Below are 24,278 nucleotides of genomic sequence, written 5' to 3'. Positions count from 1 at the left end.
ATTTTAAAGAAAGTTAATTTAACTATTATTTCTATCTTTAAAATAAATAAAACATTATAACAAAAAACTTCTAAAAAAATATGAATTGGATTGTATTGTATGAAAAATCAGGAAAAATTGTCCTAACATCAAAAAAGAATTCTAATTCTGGGCTATTACCAAAGGGAAGCTATCTAACAGTAGATATGACACTCAAGGGAGATTTAGAGGATAACAACAGAGACACAGAAGACAAAAGGAAATTTGTCCTCAGAGTTGAAGAAAGTGAGCAAACGTCTATATATTCACCTAGCCCCCTTCTTGCTGATTTAAACTTAGGTCTACAAGAAGCAGATAGGGAATGCAAAAATCAAATTACTGCTCATAGAGTTTACGATATTACTCAAAGAGAAGATGGATTGGTTGATTATATTAAACCTCAAGCTCTTGCAAGACTTTCTACTGAAGAAGAAATATTAAAAGCAACAGATGCAGGAAACAATAATGGTCCATTCTTATTTCCTGCAACGGTTCACACCTCAAGATGTCAAAAAATAAATGATGTGAATGGCCAACCTGTAAAACTAAAAATTCCTGAAGATGTCTACTGGCATCAAATACAAATAACTGGAAAAACAGGGTCAGGAAAAACTGTTGCCACCAAATATTTGGCACAACATTTTATTGAGAATAAGATTACAGCTGATGAAATTAATCGATATGGTTGTGTTTTAGCTATCAACGTTAAGGATGTAGATTTCCTTAATATGGATAAACAAACTCAAACCAGCAATATGGAAGCGAAGAGAGAGTGGACTTCATTAAACTTTGAACCTAAAGGCATTCAAAATTACGAGATTCTATATAGTGCTCATGAAAATTTAAATAATTTAATTTCTCAAGGGGTTAGCGAAGATTTATGCACACCAATAACACTTAATGCTAGTAAAATTGACCCAGAGTCTTTACTTGGAATAGTAGAAAATTTAACAGAATTAGCAACCCAAGCTCTTCCTGATGTTTTTAGATATTGGCAGAGAAACTACCCTAATGGAAGTTTTTCTCAATTTTTAGATTTTTTAGAGGATTGTAAAGAGCAAGATTATAACTTCAACACAAGAGATGTAGCAGAAAGAGATGGAACTACTAGATTAAACCCAGGTACAGCAAATGCTATGATATCTAGATTGAAAAATGCTAATAAATATTTTGAAAATGAGAAAGGAAATGAAATAGATGCTGATTCGATTTTACAGGAAGGTAAAATGACAGTAATAGATGTAGCGCGAAGCATAGAATTCGGCTCTATAGTTTTAAGATATTTATTAAATAGAATAGTAGTTGAAAAGACTGAAAACAATAATGATATACCTATTCTGATAATTATAGATGAAGTCCATCAATTTTACAAATCATCTGCATCTAGAAATGCGTTAGGAGATTTAGATACTATTTGTAGGATTGGTAGGAGTAAAAAAATAGGGGTAGTTTTTTCTTCACAAAATATTAATGACATTCCAAACGGCCTAACATCAGTAATTAACACAAAATTTATGTTTAAAACTGATGAGATTAACAAAAAAACTAATGGTATTAGCCCAGATGACATACAGTCAATGAAAGCTGGATATTGCGTCACAAATATCCATGGATTACCCCAATTAAAATTAGCAAAATTTCCACTCTCAAAATCAGGAGTATTATGATAGATAAAGAAGATAAATATAGAAAAGAACTGATTGAACTTTTTAAATATGACCTTGAAGAAATTTCAGATGATGAACTAACTTTAAAATTAATAAAAGAAATTTTTTTAGCAGACATAGAAAATATAAATGCGGAAGAAATTCTAGACAAGTTAACTAGTAATGAATAATATTGATTACACATTAGAAATATTAGGTGAGAAAAAAACCTATAATCCTCGAGAAGAGTTCATTCAACCAATTGTAAATTCAAAAAAGAGGATTTTTGAGATTACAGCAGACAATAGCTACGGTAAAACATTTGTTCTAAATCTATTAGCTTATGCCTTAGAAGCTGACAAACTTGATGACGAAAGAATTTTAAAATCTATTAAAGATGCTATATCCCGTTACGATGATGAAGCCTCTTATAAATTAAATTATAAAATTAATTTAAAATTACCAGACAATAAAGAGCTATCTCTATCCAAAATAAAAGGAAGAGGTAAAATAATTCAGATAGACCAAGGAGCTCCAATTAATTATAAAATTTTACATAAAGACCTCACTGTTATTTATGATGTTCCAACAAATCCAAGTGAAAGATTAAACGCAGTAATAAAAGACTTAAGTGTTTGGAATGATAAGTTAAGAGTAAAAATTATTAAAATAGCAAAATATTTTAGTGATATTTCAAAAGAATTTGATAGTGTTAGAAATGATGATAAAATTAAAAAGTTAGAAAAAGATACTGAGGAAATCAAAGAGAAAATAAAAAATATTGAAAAAAGAATTAAATCCAAGCAATCTATATTAACTGAATTAGAAAGATATAACAATCTAAATAATCTAAGTCTATATTGTAAAAAACAATTGGAACTAGAATCTAAAATATTAAAAAAACAAAAAGCATTTAAGCTCCTAAAAAAACCGTCTAAAATAGAAAAAAAAGATGAATTAAAAATTAAAGAGTTAAACAATGAATTAGCAGTTTTAGAGAAGAATTTTAAAGAAAAAATATATAAGTTAATCTCAGAAATCAATAGCGATTCCGAATTAGAAAAATTAATTGTTGATAACGAAATCAACGTACGGCATTATGATTTGATTAAAGAAACTGAAATTAATGATATTTTTCAAAGAGTAGATTACGTTGAAATGCAAAATAAATTCAGCGAAAGTATTGAGTACATCAAAGACACAATACTTCGATTTATTTCGGAAAAAAAGAATGATAAAGCTTATATAATTCACAACTCGTATAAAGATTTAATTGATTTACTAGAAAAGTTAATGGCAAATGAAATAGATCATTTTCTGAAGAACGCTACTTCAGTTGACTCGAAAAAACTAAAGCGAAGTCTTGAATCTATTATTAATGAACATAAAGTGAAAAATTATGAATCCTTGAAATCATTTTTAAAATTAGATTTAAAACCTATCAAAGGTTATATCAGCCAATTTATGAGGATTAAGACTCAACTTAATAAAGAAAACAAAAAGAAACTTGTTAACGATGATGATAGTACTTATTATAAATCTGAAGCTGAGTTAAAAGAACTAAAACAGACATTAAAATCAGTTAAAAATAGCTTCGATTTAACCTGTGCAACTTGTGCTAATGACCTACAAATATCAGATTTAAGTAGGTTTGATTCTCTCGATAAAATATCTGCATTACAATATAACGCTAAAACTAAAATTGCAAATCCACAATTGATGGAAAATTTAGGCTCATCTAAAACGGATATTTTAAAAAAATTAAGAGATTTACATGATAGATTAAATGATTTAGACTCAGACTATAGATTAAAAGAAAGGTCGCTAGGGATGGAAAAAGCAAAAAAACCATCAAGATATAATGATATCCAAAAAAACAAAATAAAGAATTTTTTACTTATGCTAACTAGAATCAATGCAAACCTAGGTCCCTATGGTGAATTAATCTCTGAAATAGAAACCGGTAACCTGTCTAAGTTTACAGCAATTGAAGATGTAAATTTCATAGAATTAGCTGGTAAAATAATAGCACACTCTATGGACAACAAATTATTAAGAGCTGATGGTCGATTTGTTCAATTAAAATTTTATGACATGATTAAACAAGAATTCCATTGCGAAAAAGATATCATTATAAAAAAAGATGATGTGTCAACTGGATTAGCTAGTGCTAATTATTTGAAACAAAGAATAGAAAATGTTGAAGGTAAATATATCGTTGTTTTACTTGACGAAATCGGAAACATGGCTCAAGGAGCATTGAATACAGTAATTGAATCAATTAAAAAACTTGAAAATCAAAATAGGTTAGTTTTAGCTGTATTTACTAGACCAAATTCAAATGGTATTAAAATTATAGAATATTAATGGAAGAATTATTAGTTAAATTATTCAATAGTCTTAGCTCTGCATTTAAAGAAAATTTAAAAACAAAAGAAATTTACCATTTTGAAAATAGTGAAGGAATAGATGTTTTTAAAACTTTGATGTTTTTGAAAAAAAACAATAATGATTTAAACAAATTAATGCTAGAAGGTTCCATTTCAATGGATGAATTAAAATACCTTTTTACTAGAGAACTTATCGATCAATGTTTTAAATCCAATTATATCATAAAAGGAAACTTAATAAATAATGATAAAGTCTTTATAGGCGCCAATGGAATGTTTAAGCTATATTCAATTAAAAATTATAATATTCAGGAAGTGTTCAAAGCATTTGACACTAATAACTTTAAACTAGGAAAGGAATTATCACTAAAAACTCAAGAAAAAATCTGGTGCGTTTTCTTAGTGCTTTTTGGTGCAGATAATTTTGAGAATAGCTTTAATACAGAAGGTTTATCAACAAAAAAACTAAACAATTATCATAAATTTTTTATTTCTATAGAAAAAGAAATGGAAGAAAAAGATATTAGTTTAGGTAAAAAAGTAGGATGGACAACTGGCAAAGACTCTGTTTTCAGAAAATTTATTACAAATAATGTCGACTTACCTAAAACCTCATTATATTTTAAAAAAGGATCTTATCAATATTATTTAGATTTAAGCAAAAGAAAAAATGCAAAATACTTATTAGATTTAATTTTAGATAATTACAAAGGTGAACAACGGCTTATAGCTAATGAAATATTTTATAATGTTTTAAAAGATCTTTCTTTTAAAATATCTAGTGATTTAGGAGAAATGCCTGCTTTAATTAATAAATATATTATAGAGGAATTAATGGGCTAATACATATCTCTTTCCTCATTCATACTTTTTGTTAATCCCATTCTTTCAATTTCCTTATATAGATTTGTTGATTTCAATATTTCTCTAGCATACATTTCGGAAACTTGAATAATTCTTGGCTGAACGTTATTAGAGCTTCCATTAGCTAGATATTGATAATAGATAAAATCAAACACCTCATCACCATACCAGCCTTCTTCAAAGGCTTTTAAAGGGAATTCTATTCGCACTGGACTTCTGTTATCGAAAACTTTCATAAAGCACATTGCTTTACTTCTTCCTTCTTTAGAGGTATATGCAAATACAGGTGAAACATTACCTGGTTTAAGATTTACATATGCCCAATGTAAATCAGAATTATATCCGTTAGCAAAATCAAATCGTTCTGTTATAATTGTACTCTCACTATTCTTTACAAAAAAAACAGGTCTACAGTCCTTTGAAAGCAAGTAATCTATTAATAAAAAGTTGCCATTAGTTGAAGCACCAGAAAACATTGAACCATCTATAAAAATCAAAGAATTAGATGGAGCAGCTTTAGATAAAAAGTATGCTCGTTCTTTAACATATTCCTTTGCTAAATCTACAGCTACGTCATCGGTTCTAATTATATCTGAAAATTCTGTTGCTTTTCCAGAAATCAGATTAGATTTAGTGAAAAATTTTAAAGTAACATAAGCTGCAGGAATATATTCTTCATTATTTTGTATTACTGAATTATGGACAGTACATCTTACTTTCCCCTCTAAAGAATTAAGTTCTAAAATAGATTCATCATAAGCACATAAAATCTCTGCTTGTTTTAAATTTTCTGATAATATTTGAGTAACATTTTCATAACCTTCAATTACTCTAATGTCAGAACTATCAGAAAGATCAAATGACTCTGCACTAGACTTAACTATTTTAGCACGGCTCGTAAACGATTTATTAATTAATTTTATTGAATCAATAGTAGTTTTATAATTGTCAGAAAAAATCACTCTTCCTTTAAAATCTTTTTCCATTTGTACTTTTCTAATAACTGATTAATAAATTTTTTATTTAACCAAAAGGATTGCTTAGTTATTTCAACAGCCCCATTTGTATACTTCAAATATGGTATATCGTAATCAAAACTATTCTTAGCATGTGGTCTTAAATGTATAAAATTAGTTTTCGATTGTTTAGGTAAATTATTAGTTGTCCTAAATGATTTTCCATATTTAACTTTTCTCAAGACTACACCGTTCTTTATTACTTCTTTAACTTGATTCCATTCTGCGCTAATCAAATTTAATTCATTCCTAGTTGGCTCCCAAAAAGTAAAATCACCAATTTCCCAATCATAGTAATTATTATAAACACCTTTTATTTTAATTTTTACTATTGGAATAAAAAGATAATTAAAATTTAATTGATTTCTCAATGAGGCTCTTTCTAAAACATCTGGGCTATCCCAATTCTCAAAGAGAATATTATATAATGATGTAGAAGAAAATGACATTGCTTCAAAACAATTATATTTTAAATCAACCGGAATAAACTTCACAACAATTTTATAATCTTTTAATACATCTAAATTATATATTGAATTTTTATCTATGTATCTTTTTATTATTACTGATACTGCAGATTTATTATAAATATTATCGGTTTCTAAATCAATTATATCTTTTATAGTTTTTTCTCTTAGTAGATTATAGATTTCGTTAATTATAATATTAGCTGTGTGACCCATATAATTTAGCAGTATTCTTAAAGTTAAGTGTTTGTTCAAAAATATAAACTATTTAAAGTTAATTTAAATTGACCACCAAAGAATATTCTTTATTTACTTTTACTACCAAATAAGGCTAGAATATCTTTTTAAATAATCCATTGAATAAATATTTTATCACTAACCTTAATAAATTAAATATATATACATATATTTGGACAATTATTGTCTAAAATTAATTTGTCCAATGAAAACACTAGGCGACACTCTAAAATGTGCCAGAGAGGAAAAAGAATTGATACTTCGAAAAGTTGCGGCTAAAGTAGATATTGACCAATCTCTGATAAGCAAATTCGAGAAAAACGAAAGAAAACCGACAATGGAACAAATCGTAAGACTCGCCAATTTTTATGGACTTCCCGAAAGTGAATTAATAATAAATTGGTACTCGGAAAAAATTGCAGACGAACTAAAATATACGGAATCTACTTCCGAAATACTGAAAGTGGCAGAAGAAAAAATTAAATATTATAAAGCTCAAGAAAATGAAAAATAAGATAATGAAAGTTGCAGAATTATTTGCTGGAGTTGGTGGATTTCGTCTTGGACTTGAAAGAAGTAACTACGAAATTGTTTGGAGCAATCAATGGGAACCTTCAACCAAAATGCAACACGCTTCTAAAGTTTATGAAGCTCGTTTTGGTAAGGAAAATCACTCAAACGAAGACATAAATGAAGTTGTAACAAGAAATGTAGAGGAAATTCCGGATCACGATTTATTGGTTGGTGGATTTCCTTGTCAAGATTATTCTGTTGCCACTACATTACATAATTCTAAAGGCCTAAAAGGTAAAAAAGGCGTTTTATGGTGGTCAATTCATAAAATTTTAGAAAACAAGAAGAACAAACCTAAATACTTGTTTTTAGAAAATGTTGATCGACTTTTAAAATCTCCTGCAAAACAAAGAGGTCGAGATTTTGCAGTTATGCTTCAAAGCTTAAATGATTTAGGTTATGCTGTAGAATGGCGTGTTATAAATGCAGCTGAATACGGAATGCCACAAAGAAGACGTAGGGTTTTCTTTATCGGCTATCATAAATCAACAGAAATTTACAAAAGACTTCAAAAATCAAATAAAACAAATTGGCTAACAGAAGAAGGAACTATTGCAAACGCTTTTCCTGTTGCTAAAACAAATTCAATTCAAGAATTAGAATTAAAAGGAGATTTAGTAGAAATAACTAACAATTTTAATAAAAACGGAAAGTTGTCGCCTTTTCAAAATACGGGTTTATTAATTAAAGGTAAAGTTTATACTACCAAAACAGAACCAAATTATGATGGAAAGAAAACCGTTTTAGCAGATGTATTGCAAAATGGAGAAGTAACACCTGAATTTTTCATTGATGAAAAAGATAAAGAAAAATGGGAATATTTAAAAGGAGCAAAAACCATTGAACGAAAATCACCAGATGGTTTTGTTTACAAATATTCAGAAGGTGGAATGATTTATCCAGATGCTTTAGACAATGCTTCAAGAACAATTATAACAGGAGAAGGTGGAAAATCACCTTCAAGATTTAAGCACGTAATTGTTTCTGATAGAGGTTTGAGAAGATTAACGCCAATAGAGTTAGAAAGGTTAAATATGTTTCCAGATAATCATACCAAATTGGAGGGGATTACAGATACAAAACGAGCGTTTTTTATGGGAAATGCTTTAGTTGTTGGAGTAATTGAAAAAATTGGAGAAGAACTTTATAAACAGATAAACCAATTTGAATATGCTTGATATAACTTCGGCTGATTCAATTATTGAATTTGCAAAACAACTTAAAAACCAAACTTTAAGACAAGCTTGTGGTTCAGAAATAGAAAAACACGGTTATAAAGGAAAAGGAAATTTTGGTCAAATATTAGAGAAATTCTATTTTGGTTACGAACCAAATTCTGATGCAGAACCTGATTTTTTGGAAGCTGGTCTTGAATTAAAAACAAGTCCTTTAAAGACTCTCAAAAACGGAGAATATCGTTCAAAAGAAAGGCTGGTCTTAAACATTATCAACTATTTAGAAGTTCATAAAGAAGAATTTGAAACAAGTTCGTTTTGGAAGAAAAACGCACATTTACTTTTGGTATTTTATCTTCACGATAGAGATTTAGATTTACTTGATTACATAATAAAATTAGTTCAAGGCTGGCAATATCCCAATGAAGACTTAAAAATTATTAAACAAGATTGGGAATTAATAAATCAAAAAATTAAAGACGGAAAAGCTCACGAATTATCAGAAGGAGACACATTCTATCTTGGAGCTTGTACAAAAGGTTCAACTGCTCTAAAATCGTTTAGAGACCAACCGTTTAATAAAGAACAAGCAAAACAAAGAGCATATTCTTTAAAACAAGGATATGTAAATCACATAATTGCAAACATTGCTCAAGAAGAAACTGCAGTTTATGGAAAAATAATTGAACGACCTGAAATTTTAGACAAAGTTCGCTCAATTGAGGAAATAGTAATTTTAAAATTTCATCCATTTTATGGCAAATCAGCAGGACAAATAGAGAAAGAGTTGGGTTTAGAATTAAATCAAAATGCAAAAAGCTATTTTGCAAATCTTACAAATGCAATCCTTGGACTTCAACTCGGTCAAAAAATTGAGGAATTTGAAAAAGCCGATATTCAAGTAAAAACTATCCGACTTAAAGAAAATAATCTACCAAAAGAAGATATTTCATTTCCAACATTTGAATATCAAGAACTTGTAGAGACAGATTGGGAAGATTCAGATTTTAAGAACATTTTGGAAAGTAAGTTTTTCTTCGTGTTTTATCAATTTGAGGGAGAAAATCTGATTTTAAGAAAAGTGAAGTTTTGGAATATGCCCTACTCTGATATTGTTGAAGCAAAAAAAGTTTGGCAAGAAATGGTAAAGACAGTTTTAAGTGGAGAAATCGTAAAAGAAGTAACTAAAAAAGGAGTAAGAAAAACTTATTTTCCAAAGAAAAGTGCAAACAGAATAAGCCACGTTAGACCTCACGCTAGAAATGCAGCAGATACTTATGATTTACCTGTTACAGATAAATTGACAGGATTGACTGAATACACAAAACATTGTTTTTGGTTTAATGCAAGTTATGTAAGGGATGAAATCTATTTAAAAAAGATAAAATTATAACTACTTCCTCTTCCTCTTCTTTCCCTTATACTTTACCTTCGTCTTCCGCTGATTAAAAGGCACTGCATCATTAAAGGTGTTTTTAGCCTCACCTTTCGGTTTATTTTTACGCCATTTTTCGGTTTTGGCAGGAAGTAAAACGTCTAATAAATCCTGGCGACCCAATTTATTTAAGGTTTTTCTAATCCACGCCTTATTTTCATCTTTATACCAGAAGAAAAAACGATGCTGCTCATCTTTCTCCTTACGCGTTTTTGGCGTGTTCACTTTTTTAAGCGTATACGGATGATACCCACTATAATAAATCACCGTCGCTACAGTCATCGGTGTTGGTGTAAAGCCTTGCACTTGCTCTAACTGAAAGCCCATATCTTTGGTTTCGGCAGCGAGATTCGCCATATCCTCAACTTCACAAGCCGGATGATTCGAAATAAAATACGGAATCAACTGAAGTTTCAACCCCTTCTTAATATTAATCTTATCAAAGCGCTCCTTAAACTTATGGAAATAGGTAAACGACGGCTTACGCATCAGCTTTAACACCGGATCACTGGTATGTTCTGGCGCCACTTTCAAGCGACCAGACACATGCTTGGTCATCACCTCTTCGGTATAATCGTCCAGCTCTTTCGGGTCGGCATTTTTATTAAATTCTGGTACCAGCATATCGTGACGAATTCCAGAACCGATAAACGATTTCTTTACTTTCGGGTGACTGTCAACCGCCTGATACAATTCGGTTAGCGGTTTATGAGACGTATCGAGATTACTGCAAATTACTGGCGAAATACAACTCGGCGCCACACACTTATCGCAAATCGATTGTACCTTCCCTTTCATTTGATACATGTTGGCACTCGGACCACCAATATCAGATAAATAACCTTTAAAATCGGGCATATTTGCAACCGTATCAACCTCCTTTAAAATGGACTCCTGACTTCGGGATGCAATAAATTTTCCCTGATGTGCCGAAATCGTACAAAAGCTACAACCACCAAAACAGCCTCTATGAATGTTGATAGAAAACTTAATCATTTCAAACGCAGGAATTGGTCCTCGTTTATTGTATTTCGGATGCGGCAATCGCGTGTATGGCAAATCGAAAGAGGCATCAATTTCGGCCTCAGTCATGGTTGGATAGGGCGGATTAATCATCAAGGTCTTATCACCTACTTTCTGAAAAATTCGTCGCGCTGCCAGCTTATTCGATTCCTGCTCGATGACTTTAAAATTAGAAGCGTATTGCTTTTTATCCTTTAAGCAGGTTTCATGAGACGCAATTTCAACATCTTCCCAATTGCTGTTTTTCGGAATTTTATCGTGTTTATCTAAAAGTACTGCCGTTTGATTTACCGTATTGATACTTTGAAACGGCACGCCTTTTTCCAGCAAACGAACAATTTCACGAAGCGGTTGTTCGCCCATTCCATACACCAGCATATCAGCTTTAGACGTCTCCAGAATGGTTGGCATAAGCTTGTCACTCCAGTAATCATAATGCGTCACACGACGTAAGGAACCTTCAATACCACCAATTAAAACTGGTGTGTCTGGCCATTTTTCCTTTAAAATATTAGAATACACCGTTGAAGCATAATCAGGTCTAAAACCTATATCACCATTAGGCGTATAAGCATCTTTATCACGACGCTTTTTATTAGCATTATAATTGCTAATCATCGGATCCATACAACCGCCTGTCACACCAAAAAACAAGCGTGGCTGACCAAGTTTTACAAAATCCTGAAGATTATCATTGACATTCGGTTGTGGTACAATCGCCACACGCAAGCCCATACTTTCTAGTAAACGCCCAATAACTGCCGGACCAAACGTAGGGTGATCTACATAGGCATCGCCACTAAACAGGATAACGTCTAGCGCTTCCCATCCGCGTATTTTCACCTCTTTGTTTGTGGTAGGCAACCAACTCGAAAGTCTTAATTCTTCTTGCATGACTTTGCAAAAGTAGTCAAAAAATTGGCGCTTAGTTATTTGTATGACGCGAATTAACTAAGATTATGTGTTGGGCGTTACCACACTCATCCCTACAAGGTTTTCAAAACCTTGCAGGATCGCTTAGGTCGCGCTTTCCACTGCAAGTCCTCGTTCGTACCTCACTGTGGGCTTTACGCTGCAATCGCTAACGCAGTAAGTCGTTAATAAAATAGAAATTACCATTGGTAAGACACAAACACCATATAGGTGGATGTCCCAAATTCCGACACAGTCGGAAACAACGATTTTAAGAAATAATGAGTGAAAAAGCGGAAGTGCGAAGCGCAGCTTCAGGCATGTAGCTTTAAAAACGAATGATGCTTTAGCAAATACAAAGTATTCACGAATACCATATTACACAATAAAAATCAATGAGTAATTTCCTAATAAATCGTTTTGATTTTTTGATTCGTTTATTCGCCTATACTCATTTTATGGAGCTCATGATGTGCTTCGCAATTTGCATCAAGGCAAAATGAATAGAAAAAAGAAGAAAACTACAAATCAAGCGCTTTAATACTCTCAATTTTATTACGCTCTAAATACGCATCAATCGTTTCAAAGTGTTCAATCACACGCTTGTCTTTAAACTCAAAAACTTTGTTAGCCAGACCTTGCAGAAAATCACGATCGTGAGACACCAATATCAGTGTGCCATCAAAATCCTGAAGCGCTTCTTTTAAAACGTCTTTCGATTTTAAATCCAGATGGTTTGTTGGTTCATCGAGAATCAATACATTCACAGGTTCAAGCAATAACTTCACCATCGCTAATCGGGTTTTTTCACCTCCAGACAATACACTTACTTTTTTATCAATATCGTCACCTTTAAACATAAAGCGTCCCAAGATGTTTTTGATTTGCGTTCGGATATCGCCTTTAGCAACCTCATCAACCGTTTGAAAAATGCTTAAGCTTTCATCTAATAAAGCGGCTTGGTTTTGTGCAAAATACCCAACCTTTACATTATGTCCTAAGGTACAAGTCCCTTCCACATCGATTTCACCTAAAATGGCTTTAATCATGGTCGATTTCCCTTCACCATTACGACCTACAAAACAGACTTTCTCGCCTCTAGCTATCGACATATTCGCATCGTTAAACACCACATGATCGCCATAGGATTTAGACACGTCTTTAACCGTTACAGGATAATCTCCCGAACGTTGTGTGGGCGGAAAACGTAACTTTAAAGCCGAAGTATCAATATCATCTATTTCAATAATATCCAATTTTTCAAGCATGCGCTCTCGTGATGCTACTTGATTGGTTTTAGAATACGTACCTTTAAAACGTTCGATAAATGCCATATTATCGGCAATCATCTTTTGCTGCTCCTGATAGGCTTTAATCTGGTGCGCGCGACGCTCCTCACGCAATTGTAAATAATGAGTGTACTTGGCTTTATAATCGTAAATGCGTCCCATAGTGACTTCAATCGTACGATTGGTAATACTATCAATAAATGCTCTGTCATGCGAAATGACAACAACAGCATTGGCTTTATTCACTAAAAAGTCTTCGAGCCAGATTACCGATTCAATATCAATATGATTGGTAGGCTCATCTAACAAAATCAAATCTGGCTTTTGAAGTAAAATTTTGGCCAGTTCAATCCGCATACGCCAGCCTCCAGAAAATTCGCTGGTTGGTCTGGTAAAATCGGTTGGCTTAAACCCTAGTCCTTTCAGGGCTTTTTCAACTTCGGCATCATAATTCACTTCTTCTAAAGCGTAATACTTCTCTCCTAAATCAGATACGCGTTCGATGATTTTCATATAATCCTCCGATTCATAATCGGTTCGGGTTTCCAGCTGCTTGTTTAAGGCGTCCATTTCATCACGCATGGCAAACACCTGACTAAAAACTTTAGAGGCTTCATCAAAAACAGTCGTATTATCTTCCGTTAATAAATGCTGAGGCAAATATGCTATAACGGCATCTTTAGGCGTTCTTACATGACCACGCGTTGCCTTTTGAACACCAGCAATAATTTTCATCATGGTCGATTTTCCGGCACCATTCTTTCCCATTAAGGCAATTTTATCATCGGCATTTATGGTAAAAGATACATCGCTAAACAAGGTATGACCACTAAATTCTACTGCTAAATTATCTACTGAAATCATCGTTCTTCTTTTAAAGTTGCAAAACTAGTAAAAGCGCATTCGTCTTTTCAAATTAATATTTCATTTTTTTGAACTAATATTGCAGTGAAAAACCTAATATGAGTATCATATCAACAGACCTGTCAAAAGCAATTGCTATTTTAAATAAGGATGCCTTAGTGGCCATTCCTACAGAAACTGTTTATGGACTCGCTGGAAATATCTTTAGCGAAAAAGCAATTAAGTCTATTTTTGAAACCAAGCAACGTCCATTTTTTAATCCGTTGATTGTGCATATTCCTTCGGTTGATGTATTACCAGACATTGTAAGCTACATTCCTGAAAAAGCACAACTATTAGCTGATGCTTTTTGGCCTGGACCCTTAACTTTAGTTTTAAAAAAGAATTCAGGAATTCCTGATATCATAACCGCAGGAAAAGATACGGTTGCTGTTCGTATTCCGAATCATCCTGTAGCTTTAGAATTGCTTCAACGTTTAGACTTTCCTTTAGCTGCACCAAGCGCTAATCCCTTTGGAAGTATCAGTCCGACCACAGCACAACATGTCAATGATTATTTTAAAGACAAGATAGAGATGGTACTTGATGGCGGACCATGTCAACGCGGTATTGAATCGACTATTATAGGCTTTGAAAACGACGAACCAATTATTTATCGATTAGGCTCGACCTCTGTTGAAGCAATTGAAAATATAGTTGGGCCTATTTCAGTAAAAAACAGAAAGCAAATCGCTCCTGATGCGCCTGGAATGTTAGATCGCCATTATGCACCTAAAACGGAAACTATTTTGGTGGATGATATTTCCGAAGCGATAAAAAAACACAAAGACAAACGCATTGGTATTTTAGCAATTAACAGCCCTTCCGAAGATGATGGTATTGCATTTCAAATTGTACTATCAGAAGCAACCGACTTACAGGAAGCGGCTTCAAAATTGTATGATGCCTTACACCAGCTGGATAAACACGATTTAGACATTATCATCGCAGAACGGTTTCCTGATTTCGGATTAGGAAAATCAATCAACGACAGATTACAACGCGCGACTGTGAGAGCGTAAATAAGCAAAAAAGACCAATATAATTGGCCTTTTTTTGCTATATAATATATAAGGAGCTGTAGTAATTATTGTGCTTTAAACCCACCCTGGTATTTGCTACCATCAGAATTATTGGCTCCTGCACTTGCGTTATTAGTGACCACATAATCTTTATTGACACCATCTACGGTTAATCTAATCACTTTGTAAGTGATATAAACAGCAGTTTGTCCCCAATCGTTTCCTTGTAAAGTAAAATCTAAATCGTAGTTTACAGTTGTTGTCGTTGTATTACTGTTGACGAGCTTAAGTTCGTCATGACTTGTACTTTTCTTGTAAGTTACAAACCAATAATCTGCAGATTCAGAATCGTCTAACTGAAATACTTTATATATGGCTTTGTAATCGTAGCAGGTAATTTTACCATTTAAATGCCCTTTGGCAGTAGCACCAGAACCTTCGACATCAATTCCAAATTGCTTAATAGCTTGTGTACCACTATAAGCTTGAAGTTTACCATGCTGCTGGATTGCATACTCGCCAACGTTTAATAAGTGTTCCTGAGGAACAACCAAATGAAAATTTAATACTTGAGCTTCCATAATTTTAATATTTTTTCCCTACTCTTTTTTAATTAGGCTTTTCGGATACCTCCCTTTTTTTCTACAGATTCTGTATGCTATTCTTTATTCAGAATAACTTGATAATGAATTCATTGTAAAATTAATACAGGAGTCGAGCAGTACATAAAGAGTTTATGCCGCAATATCAAAATGCGTATAAATACGTAAGCAACGAATGTAATCACCTGATTTTAAACTCAAAACAATTATACATCTGGATTAAGGACCTGTTTTCAGATTTAAAAATTCGGACATAAATTTTAATAATACAGATCAGGTTAAGTAAAATTTTGATGCATGCGCTAAACATCACTAAGTTAGCAAACTACAGTTATTTTTAGTCTTTATAAAATTATGCCTAATTAGGATTTGGTAATCAAATATTTAATCGTAAATTTGCAAACTCTTTTCGAGAGAGAAAGTTTAACCGTCTGTCGTGTACAGGCAACTAATATTAATAAGTGTGGACACATTAAGCTACAAAACGATTTCAGCAAACAAAGCTACTGTTAACAAAGAGTGGGTTTTAGTTGATGCTGAAAATCAAACGCTAGGTCGTTTAGCTTCTAAAGTAGCAATACTTTTAAGAGGTAAACACAAGCCTAACTTCACACCACATGTTGATTGTGGCGATAACGTAATTGTTATCAATGCTGAAAAAATCAACTTATCAGGAAACAAGTGGAATGACAAAACGTACATTCGTCACACAGGTTATCCAGGTGGTCAAAGAAGTTTAACTGCGAATGAATTGTTTGGGAAAGATCCAGCAAGAATCGTGGAAAAATCAGTAAAAGGAATGCTCCCTAAAAACAAATTAGGTGCAGATTTATTCCGTAATTTAAACGTTGTTGTAGGTTCTGAGCACAAACATGAGGCTCAAAAACCGAAAACAATTGACTTAACAAAAGTTAACTAATGGAAGTAATTCACAAAATCGGCCGTAGAAAGACGGCTGTTGCACGTGTGTACCTTGCTGAAGGAAAAGGCAAGATCACGATTAACAAAAAGGACATAGCGGCTTATTTTCCTACTGCAACATTGCAGTACAAAGTAAACCAACCTTTAGCTATGACTAACAACGATGGCAACTTTGATATTACAGTAAACGTTTTTGGTGGTGGCATTACAGGTCAAGCCGAAGCGATCCGTTTAGCATTATCTCGCGCTATGTGTGAGATTGATGCAGAAAACAGACTAATATTAAAGCCAGAAGGATTATTAACTAGAGACCCTCGAATGGTTGAACGTAAGAAATTCGGTCAGAAGAAAGCAAGGAAAAAATTCCAGTTCTCGAAACGTTAATCCTTACCTTTTTTATTATTCTGAATTTTCTTCGGAATATAAAAATCTCAAAGCTGTTCTGAAGTATTATTTCAGAACAGCTTTACAATAAAAAAATCCTGGAACGAGTTCAGGTACAGTTTAGCATCTAAATGATGAAGGCGAGCAAGTTACTTTCAATACAACTAAAGAAGTAATTGAATCTCGATTTTCGAGAGCAACCACTTGATCATTGCTAATTTAATAGAACGTAAACAATTACAACATGGAAAAAGTAGAAGTAAAAGACTTACTTGAAGCAGGTGTACACTTTGGTCACTTGACAAGAAAATGGGATCCAAACATGGCGCCTTACATTTATATGGAGCGTAACGGTATCCATATCATCAACCTTTACAAAACACAAGCAAAAATTCAAGAAACAGGAGAAGCACTTCACAAAATTGCTGCCTCTGGAAAGAAAATCTTATTTGTTGCTACAAAAAAACAAGCTAAAGACATCGTTGCTGAAAAAGCAGGAAATGTAAACATGCCTTACATTACTGAAAGATGGCCTGGTGGAATGTTAACGAACTTCGTAACAATTAGAAAAGCTGTTAAGAAAATGGCTATGATTGATCGTATGAAGAAAGACGGAACATTCAACTCGCTTTCTAAAAAAGAACGTTTACAAGTAGACCGTCAACGTGCTAAATTAGAAAAGAACTTAGGTTCAATTTCTGATATGACACGTTTACCAGGTGCTTTATTTGTTGTCGATATCAAACGTGAGCACATCGCTATCAAAGAAGCTCAGAAATTAAATATCCCAATCTTCGCTATGGTGGATACGAACTCCGATCCTCGCGAAGTCGATTACTTAATTCCTGCTAATGATGATGCTTCTAAATCTATCAACTGCATCATGTCTGTAGTAACCTCTGCAGTAGCTGATGGTTTAGCTGAAAGAAAATCAGACAAAGCTGAAAAAGATGCTAAAAGTGAAAAATCACCAGCAGCAAAAAAAGAAGTAAAAACAACTGAAAAGAAAGTTGAGAAAAAAGCTGAAGTAGCTGCACCAGTTGCAACTAACGAAGAAGAATAAATTAACAATTACACAATATAAATAAGTCGTTTAATTGTTTTCTTTACGGAATATAAATTAAACGACTTTTTTAAATTTTTTAAACAATGGAAAATACTGTAAAAATTACAGCCGCAGAAGTAAACAAATTAAGACAAGCTACAGGAGCTGGTATGATGGATTGTAAAAAAGCCTTAGTTGAAGCTGGAGGCGATTTTGATAAAGCCATTGAAGTACTTCGTAAAAAAGGACAAAAAGTTGCAGAAAAAAGAGCTGACAGAGATTCATCTGAAGGTGCTGCAATCGCTAAAATTAATGATGATAACACTTCTGGTGTTGCTATCGTATTAGGATGTGAAACTGATTTTGTTGGTAAAAACGAAAACTTTGTAGCATTAGCTAACGAATTAGCAGAAGTTGCATTAAACTACAATACTAAAGACGAATTTTTAGCTGCTGATTTTGGTGGAATGACTGTTGCTGAAAAGTTAACAGAACAAACAGGAGTTATTGGTGAAAAATTAGACATCACTGCTTTTGAAAGATTAGATGCACCTTTTGTTGGACAATATGTTCACATTAACAAAATTGCTGCTTTAGTTGGTTTATCTGCAAAAGTAGATAACGCTGAGACTTTAGTTAAAGATGTTGCTATGCAAGTTGCTTCTATGGGAGCAACAACATTGTCTTACAAAGATTTTGATCCTGCATATGTTGCTTCTGAAACTGAAGCGAGAATTGCAGTTATTGAAAAAGATAATGAAGAATTAGGACGTTTAGGTAAGACCTTAAAAAATGTACCTCAGTATATTTCTATGGCACAATTAACTCCTGAAGTCTTAGCTCAAGCTGAAGAAGCTGCTAAAGCCGAATTAAAAGCTGAAGGTAAACCAGAACAAATCTGGGATAGAATCTTACCAGGAAAAATGGAGCGTTTCATTTCTGATAACACAACTTTAGATCAAGAACAATGTTTATTAGATCAAAAGTTTATCAAAGATGAAAAGAAAACTGTTGCTCAATATGTTGAATCTTACGGTGATGTTGCCGTTACAGGGTTTAAGCGTGCTACAGTAGGATAAACTTTATAATACTGCTTATAAAAAAACCTCTCAGTTTATGAGAGGTTTTTTTATATCTAAATTCTACTTTTCTAAATTACAATAATGATTATATTTGCTAAACTTTCGACACGAAACAAATGAAATACAAAAGAATTCTACTGAAATTATCTGGTGAAGCACTAATGGGATCACGCCAATACGGAATTGATCCAGAACGTTTAGCAGAGTACGCTAAAGACATTAAAGAAATTACCGATTTAGGTGTAGAAGTTGCTATCGTTATTGGTGGCGGAAATATTTTTAGAGGTGTTGCTGGAGCTATGGCAGGAATGGATCGCGTTCAAGGCGATCATATGGGAATGCTCGCAACGGTCATTAATGGTCTGGCTTTACAAAATGCACTTGAAGATGCTAATGTAAAAACACGATTACAAACGGCTATTAAAATCAACGAAGTTGCCGAGCCTTTTATTAGAAGAAAAGCAATGAGCCACCTTAGAAAAGGTCGTGTTGTCATTTTTGGTGGTGGGACTGGTAATCCGTATTTTACAACCGATTCTGCAGCCGTATTAAGAGCGATAGAAATTGAAGCCGATGTCATTTTAAAAGGAACTCGAGTAGATGGTATTTATACTGCAGATCCTGAAAAAGATTTAAATGCAGTAAAATTTGATCATATTACATTTGACGATGTATTGCGTAAAGGACTTAAAGTGATGGATACAACAGCATTCACACTAAGTCAAGAAAATAAATTACCTATCATCGTTTTTGATATGAACAAAAAAGGAAATTTATTAAAAGTTGTTTCCGGTGAAAACATAGGTACTAAAGTTAATCTATAATGTTTGGCGCATTTTTTGGTAAACATTTTACATATTAAAGTTTTTAAATATGAACGAAGACATAAAATTTATACTAGATACAGCTCAAGAAGCAATGGATGGTGCTATTAAGCATCTCGAAAAACAATTTGTAAATATTAGAGCAGGAAAAGCAAGTCCGGCTATGTTAGGTAGTGTTATGGTCGATTATTATGGATCTCAAACACCTTTATCCCAAGTAGCCAATGTAAATACACCTGATGGTAGAACCATTACAGTTCAACCTTGGGAAAAAAGTATGCTACAGGAAATTGAACGTGGTATTATGGTTGCTAACTTAGGATTCAACCCTATGAATAATGGAGAAACCATCATCATTAATGTACCACCTTTAACCGAAGAACGCAGACGTGATTTATCTAAACAGGCTAAAGCAGAAGCTGAAGATGCTAAAATTGGAGTTAGAAATGCACGTAAAGATGCTAATAACGAGATTAAAGGTCTGGATGATGCTTCTGAAGATCAACAGAAAAATGCTGAAATTGACATACAACAAATGACCGATAAATACGTTAAAAAAATAGACGATATTTTTGAAGTCAAGGAGAAAGAAATCATGACCGTATAAACCTCAAAAAGCGACCCTTGTTAGTCGCTTTTTTTATTAATCCAATTTATCAAGTTATTCAATGCATAAGATTTGTTGCTTAATTTTTATTACGCTATTGACTTGTGCATTACATTCGCAAACAAATTCCCCTTCCACTGATTCGACTAAAGTCAAAAACGACTCCTTAAGTAAAAAAGAGTTTTTAAGACAGTTAGGCAATGGGTTTTTTCCAACAAAATTTCTAAATATTGACATGAGGTATTTGGTGAAGTACAACCAGTATGAAGGGCTTAGGAGCGGACTTGGAGGAGAAACAAACGATGAGTTTTCAGAAAAATACCGAATTAACAGCTATGTTGTTTATGGCTTTAGAGATCATCGGTTTAAATACAAAATTGGCGGAGGATTTAGAGTTAATAAAGCAACAAATACCTGGTTGAACTTTTCCTATACAGATGATTTACAAGAAACAGGAAGTTCAAACTTTTTAACCGATAAGCGCTTTTTTTCTTTTTTTGAACCTCGTTTATTAAACATAGATTTATTTCATAAGCACATCACCAAAGCAATTGCTGTTGAGCATGAACTTTCAAATCATTTGCTTACTGAAACAGAACTATCAGTAAGTAAAATTGACCCAACTTACAACTACAGCTTTGATATCAACGGAAATTCATTTGAAAATTTTGATGTTAGTTTGGCAAAAGTCGCATTTCAATGGAGTCCGTTTAGTGATTTTGAAATTTCCGAAGGAAAAACTAAAGAAGTTAAAAACGGATACCCTAAATTTTCATTTCAACTTACCCAAAGTTTTAAAGGCGTTTTAAATGGTGATTTTAATTTCTCAAAAGCAGATTTTAGAACGGTACATCGCTTTATTTTTAATGATCAGGTATTTACTGAAGCCATTCTTACCAGCGGAATCGCATCAGGAAAAACACCGCTAACGCACTTGTATCACGCTTACCCAAACAACATTACTAAAGAAACTATCCTTCAACGTTTCTCTGTTGCTGGTATCAATAGTTTTGAAACTATGTATTTTAATGAATTTTTCTCAGATCGGTTTGCAACCCTTCAATTCAAACATTTTGTAAAACCGTTTAAAATTTCCGAACGATACAAACCACAATTGGTCCTTATTTCAAGATTTGCTTTGGGAGATATGCAAGATATAGAACGTCATCAAGGGATTAATTTTAGTACGCTAAGAAAAGGGTATTCTGAAGCTGGGTTTGAACTTAACAAATTACTTTTTGGTTTCGGTCTTAGTTTTGCCTACAGATATGGCGGTTATCACCTGCCATCGATTGCTGATAATATTGCAGCTAAGTTTACATTTAATGTTAGTTTATAAGACGATAATATATCGTTAATTTTATAGCTTATCCCTAGGTTTTTTCTACCTTTGCGCTTCTTTTAGAACTCAGATGTTTAAATTGTTTACAAAGGATTTTTGGGAAATTGTTGCGCGATTGATATTACGCAACAAAATTGGCATACTTGTAATCATCATTTTGGCGACATTATTCTTCAGTTATCAGTGGAAACACATGCGTTTTACGTATACTGAAGCCAATTTGCTTCCCGACGATCACGAAGTCAATATCACCTATAACGGGTTTCTTGATATCTTTGGTGAAGAAGGTAATTTAATCATTTTAGGTGTTAAAGACTCTACCCTTTTTACTGTTGAAAAACTAAATGCCTGGAATCAACTTTCCGAAGATTTTAAAGCGTATGAGGAAGTTGAAACTGTCGTTTCTTTAAACGATTTACAAAAACTTGTCAAAAATGACACTACAGAAAAGTTTGATTTAATTCCTTTTATAAAAGATTCTATAACGTCAATTGAACAAATTGATATTCTGCAAGAGGAGTTATTTAAAAAATATCCGTTTTATGACAATTTCCTGTTCAATACAGAAACGAAAACCATCAGAACGGCCATCTATTTAAAAAAAGATATCGTAAATACATCGGCTAGAAAAGACTTTATCATGCTTACGCTTGATAAAAAAATTAAAGCCTTTGAAGCTACTACAGATTTAGATGTTCGAATTTCTGGAATGCCCTATATACGGACCTTAAATTCACAAAATATAGTTGATGAAATTGGTCTTTTTATAGGTCTAGCTTTAGGTGTTACGTCGCTTATTTTCTTTTTATTTTTTAGGTCATTTAGAGCTACTTTTATTTCACTCATCGTCGTTTGTGTTGGTGTGATGTGGACCTTCGGAATTTTAGGTTTACTCAACTATGAAATTACAGTACTTACAGCGTTAATTCCACCTTTAATCATTGTTATTGGTATCCCTAACTGCATCTTTCTTATTAATAAATACCAGCACGAAGTAAAATTACATGGTAATAAAGTCAAGTCGCTACAGCGTGTAATTACCAAAATTGGTAATGCCACTTTAATGACTAACGTTACTACAGCCTCTGGATTTGCGACGTTTATTTTAACTGAAAGCAAATTACTCAAAGAGTTTGGTATTGTAGCATCATTGAGTATACTGGCAATTTTTATATTGTGCTTGCTTATCATTCCAATCATTTACACATTTTTACCTTACCCTAAAGAGCGACACCTGGAGCATTTAAACAAACGATGGATTGGTGGTTTTGTCAATTGGATAGAACGTATGGTAAGAGAACAAAAAATTGCCATTTATGTCACCTCTCTTGTACTTATCATAGCAAGTATTATTGGTATTTACAAAATAAAAATCTCTGGTAGCCTCATAGAAGATATGCCAAAAGAAGAGGCCTTTTTTAAAGATATTCGCTTTTTTGAGGAAGAGTTTGATGGCATAATGCCTTTGGAGATTATGGTTGATACCAAACGTAAAAAAGGTGTCATGAAATTGAGTACGCTCAAAAAGATGGAGCAAGTCGAAGAACTCATCGAGGAAATACCTGAACTATCACGACCAATTTCAGTAGTGAGTCTGGTAAAATATAGTAAGCAAGCTTATTATAATGGCAATCCGAAATACTATCAGTTACCGACAAGTCAGGAAAACAGTTTTATTCTGGCCTATGCAAAAAACTCGTCTTCTGATGTAAATCTACTTCAAAATTTTGTTGATAGCACAGGTCAGTATGCTCGTATAACAACATTCATGAAAGATGTTGGAACAGATAAAATGGAACGTATTGAAGAAGACCTTCAGAATAAAATAAAGAAAGTATTTCAGCCTGCCGATCGTTATAATGTGACCATGACCGGAAAGGCATTAGTATTCCAAAAAGGCACAAAATATTTAGTTAAAAACTTAGCCATATCGCTATCCTTAGCCATATTACTTATTTCGTTATTTATGGCGTATATGTTTAGGTCTCTTCGAATGATTATTGTGTCATTAATACCTAACGTGCTTCCTTTAGTCATCACTGCCGGATTGATGGGATATTTAGGTGTTCCTATTAAACCATCTACAATTTTGGTATTTAGTATTGCCTTTGGTATTTCGGTGGATGATACCATTCACTTTTTGGCAAAGTATCGTCAAGAATTGCAATCAAACCATTGGAAAATACGCAAGTCGGTTTATGCGGCATTACGAGAAACAGGTGTGAGCATGTTCTACACATCCATCGTATTATTCTTTGGGTTTATTGTATTTACAACCTCAAGTTTTGGTGGAACCGTAGCTTTAGGCGCTTTAGTTTCTGCTACTTTATTGTTTGCTATGTTATCTAATTTATTGTTACTGCCTTCGCTATTATTATCTTTAGAACGAAGCATTGCAAATAAAGAAGTCATGCGTAAACCATCCATAAATATTATTCCTGAGGAAGATGATGATTCTGAGGAAACCATAAATTCTTAAACATTTATATTTGCATAAAATT

At 33.0% G+C, this 24,278-nt stretch carries 21 protein-coding genes; 16 read left to right on the top strand and 5 right to left on the bottom strand.

The genetic code is table 11. The annotated features are described in order from the left end of the window. Positions 1–80 precede the first annotated feature (80 nt). The 4 genes from H7350_RS05425 to H7350_RS05410 are packed head-to-tail and all read left to right on the top strand — an operon-like array spanning position 81 to position 4,897. Entirely contained in the window at positions 81–1,685 is a 1,605-nt protein-coding gene (locus H7350_RS05425; RefSeq protein ID WP_204344837.1) for an ATP-binding protein, read from the top strand. Further along, positions 1,682–1,855, top strand: coding sequence for a hypothetical protein (locus H7350_RS05420; protein WP_204344836.1), 174 nt, complete (start codon positions 1,682–1,684; stop codon positions 1,853–1,855). The genes H7350_RS05425 and H7350_RS05420 overlap by 4 nt, the downstream gene beginning before the upstream one ends. Further along, positions 1,848–4,031, top strand: a complete 2,184-nt coding sequence (locus tag H7350_RS05415; RefSeq protein ID WP_204344835.1) for a V-type ATP synthase subunit I domain-containing protein — start codon at positions 1,848–1,850, stop codon at positions 4,029–4,031. Before H7350_RS05420 ends, H7350_RS05415 begins: the two co-directional genes overlap by 8 nt. Continuing rightward, positions 4,031–4,897, top strand: coding sequence for a hypothetical protein (locus tag H7350_RS05410; RefSeq protein WP_204344834.1), 867 nt, complete (start codon positions 4,031–4,033; stop codon positions 4,895–4,897). Before H7350_RS05415 ends, H7350_RS05410 begins: the two co-directional genes overlap by 1 nt. Here H7350_RS05410 and H7350_RS05405 read toward each other — a convergent pair. Continuing rightward, complete coding sequence (locus tag H7350_RS05405; protein ID WP_204344833.1) at positions 4,894–5,904, bottom strand: DNA double-strand break repair nuclease NurA; 1,011 nt, start codon at positions 5,902–5,904, stop codon at positions 4,894–4,896. The two genes, H7350_RS05410 and H7350_RS05405, sit on opposite strands and share 4 nt — an antisense overlap. After that, a complete protein-coding gene (locus H7350_RS05400; protein WP_204344832.1) occupies positions 5,877–6,617 on the bottom strand; it encodes a PDDEXK family nuclease in 741 nt (246 codons plus the stop codon). Before H7350_RS05400 ends, H7350_RS05405 begins: the two co-directional genes overlap by 28 nt. Before the next feature lie 226 nt (positions 6,618–6,843). Between H7350_RS05400 and H7350_RS05395 the strand changes: the two genes are divergently transcribed. From H7350_RS05395 to H7350_RS05385, 3 genes are read left to right on the top strand one after another with little or no spacing between them, the layout of a single operon-like run. Continuing rightward, a complete protein-coding gene (locus tag H7350_RS05395; RefSeq protein ID WP_204344831.1) occupies positions 6,844–7,152 on the top strand; it encodes a helix-turn-helix domain-containing protein in 309 nt (102 codons plus the stop codon). Further along, positions 7,142–8,389, top strand: coding sequence for a DNA cytosine methyltransferase (locus tag H7350_RS05390; protein WP_204344830.1), 1,248 nt, complete (start codon positions 7,142–7,144; stop codon positions 8,387–8,389). Before H7350_RS05395 ends, H7350_RS05390 begins: the two co-directional genes overlap by 11 nt. Beyond that, positions 8,382–9,779 carry a Sau3AI family type II restriction endonuclease gene (locus H7350_RS05385; protein WP_204344829.1) on the top strand — a complete coding sequence of 466 codons (1,398 nt, stop codon included), beginning with the start codon at positions 8,382–8,384 and terminating at the stop codon, positions 9,777–9,779. Before H7350_RS05390 ends, H7350_RS05385 begins: the two co-directional genes overlap by 8 nt. On the opposite strand, the gene H7350_RS05380 is transcribed toward H7350_RS05385, so the two are convergent. After that, a complete protein-coding gene (locus tag H7350_RS05380) occupies positions 9,780–11,738 on the bottom strand; it encodes a YgiQ family radical SAM protein (RefSeq protein WP_204344828.1) in 1,959 nt (652 codons plus the stop codon). 539 nt (positions 11,739–12,277) lie between these two features. Continuing rightward, complete coding sequence (locus tag H7350_RS05375) at positions 12,278–13,909, bottom strand: ABC-F family ATP-binding cassette domain-containing protein (RefSeq protein ID WP_204344827.1); 1,632 nt, start codon at positions 13,907–13,909, stop codon at positions 12,278–12,280. 98 nt (positions 13,910–14,007) lie between these two features. On the opposite strand from H7350_RS05375, the gene H7350_RS05370 reads away from it, so the two are divergent. Further along, positions 14,008–14,970 (top strand): L-threonylcarbamoyladenylate synthase, encoded by a 963-nt coding sequence (locus tag H7350_RS05370; RefSeq protein WP_204344826.1) that lies wholly within the window; start codon positions 14,008–14,010, stop codon positions 14,968–14,970. A gap of 65 nt (positions 14,971–15,035) precedes the next feature. On the opposite strand, the gene H7350_RS05365 is transcribed toward H7350_RS05370, so the two are convergent. After that, positions 15,036–15,551, bottom strand: a complete 516-nt coding sequence (locus tag H7350_RS05365) for a hypothetical protein (protein ID WP_204344825.1) — start codon at positions 15,549–15,551, stop codon at positions 15,036–15,038. A gap of 484 nt (positions 15,552–16,035) precedes the next feature. On the opposite strand from H7350_RS05365, the gene rplM reads away from it, so the two are divergent. The 8 genes from rplM to H7350_RS05325 all read left to right on the top strand — a co-directional run bounded on the left by rplM (position 16,036) and on the right by H7350_RS05325 (position 24,256). Beyond that, positions 16,036–16,491, top strand: coding sequence for a 50S ribosomal protein L13 (rplM, locus tag H7350_RS05360; RefSeq protein WP_204344824.1), 456 nt, complete (start codon positions 16,036–16,038; stop codon positions 16,489–16,491). Beyond that, positions 16,491–16,877, top strand: coding sequence for a 30S ribosomal protein S9 (rpsI, locus tag H7350_RS05355; protein ID WP_204344823.1), 387 nt, complete (start codon positions 16,491–16,493; stop codon positions 16,875–16,877). The genes rplM and rpsI overlap by 1 nt, the downstream gene beginning before the upstream one ends. A gap of 244 nt (positions 16,878–17,121) precedes the next feature. Continuing rightward, positions 17,122–17,940, top strand: coding sequence for a 30S ribosomal protein S2 (gene rpsB, locus H7350_RS05350; protein ID WP_204344822.1), 819 nt, complete (start codon positions 17,122–17,124; stop codon positions 17,938–17,940). Between the two features lie 86 nt (positions 17,941–18,026). Further along, positions 18,027–19,001: a translation elongation factor Ts gene (gene tsf, locus H7350_RS05345; protein WP_204344821.1), complete on the top strand. Its 975-nt coding sequence runs from the start codon at positions 18,027–18,029 to the stop codon at positions 18,999–19,001. A gap of 119 nt (positions 19,002–19,120) precedes the next feature. Continuing rightward, positions 19,121–19,828: a UMP kinase gene (pyrH, locus tag H7350_RS05340; protein WP_204344820.1), complete on the top strand. Its 708-nt coding sequence runs from the start codon at positions 19,121–19,123 to the stop codon at positions 19,826–19,828. A 49-nt stretch (positions 19,829–19,877) separates the two neighbouring features. Next, a complete protein-coding gene (frr, locus tag H7350_RS05335; protein ID WP_204344819.1) occupies positions 19,878–20,435 on the top strand; it encodes a ribosome recycling factor in 558 nt (185 codons plus the stop codon). 61 nt (positions 20,436–20,496) lie between these two features. Beyond that, the gene (locus H7350_RS05330; protein ID WP_204344818.1) at positions 20,497–21,774 is read left to right on the top strand and encodes a DUF5686 family protein; all 1,278 of its coding nucleotides are present in this window, start codon (positions 20,497–20,499) and stop codon (positions 21,772–21,774) included. 73 nt (positions 21,775–21,847) lie between these two features. Continuing rightward, on the top strand, positions 21,848–24,256 hold the full coding sequence (locus H7350_RS05325) for an efflux RND transporter permease subunit (RefSeq protein WP_204344817.1): 2,409 nt from the start codon (positions 21,848–21,850) through the stop codon (positions 24,254–24,256). Positions 24,257–24,278 lie beyond the last annotated feature (22 nt).

This window comes from Psychroserpens algicola, from assembly GCF_014526325.1.
GTDB classification, from domain to species: Bacteria; Bacteroidota; Bacteroidia; order Flavobacteriales; family Flavobacteriaceae; genus Psychroserpens; species Psychroserpens algicola.
The sequence above is the reverse complement of the archived record's forward strand: the minus strand, read 5'-3'. Positions and strand labels throughout refer to the sequence as shown.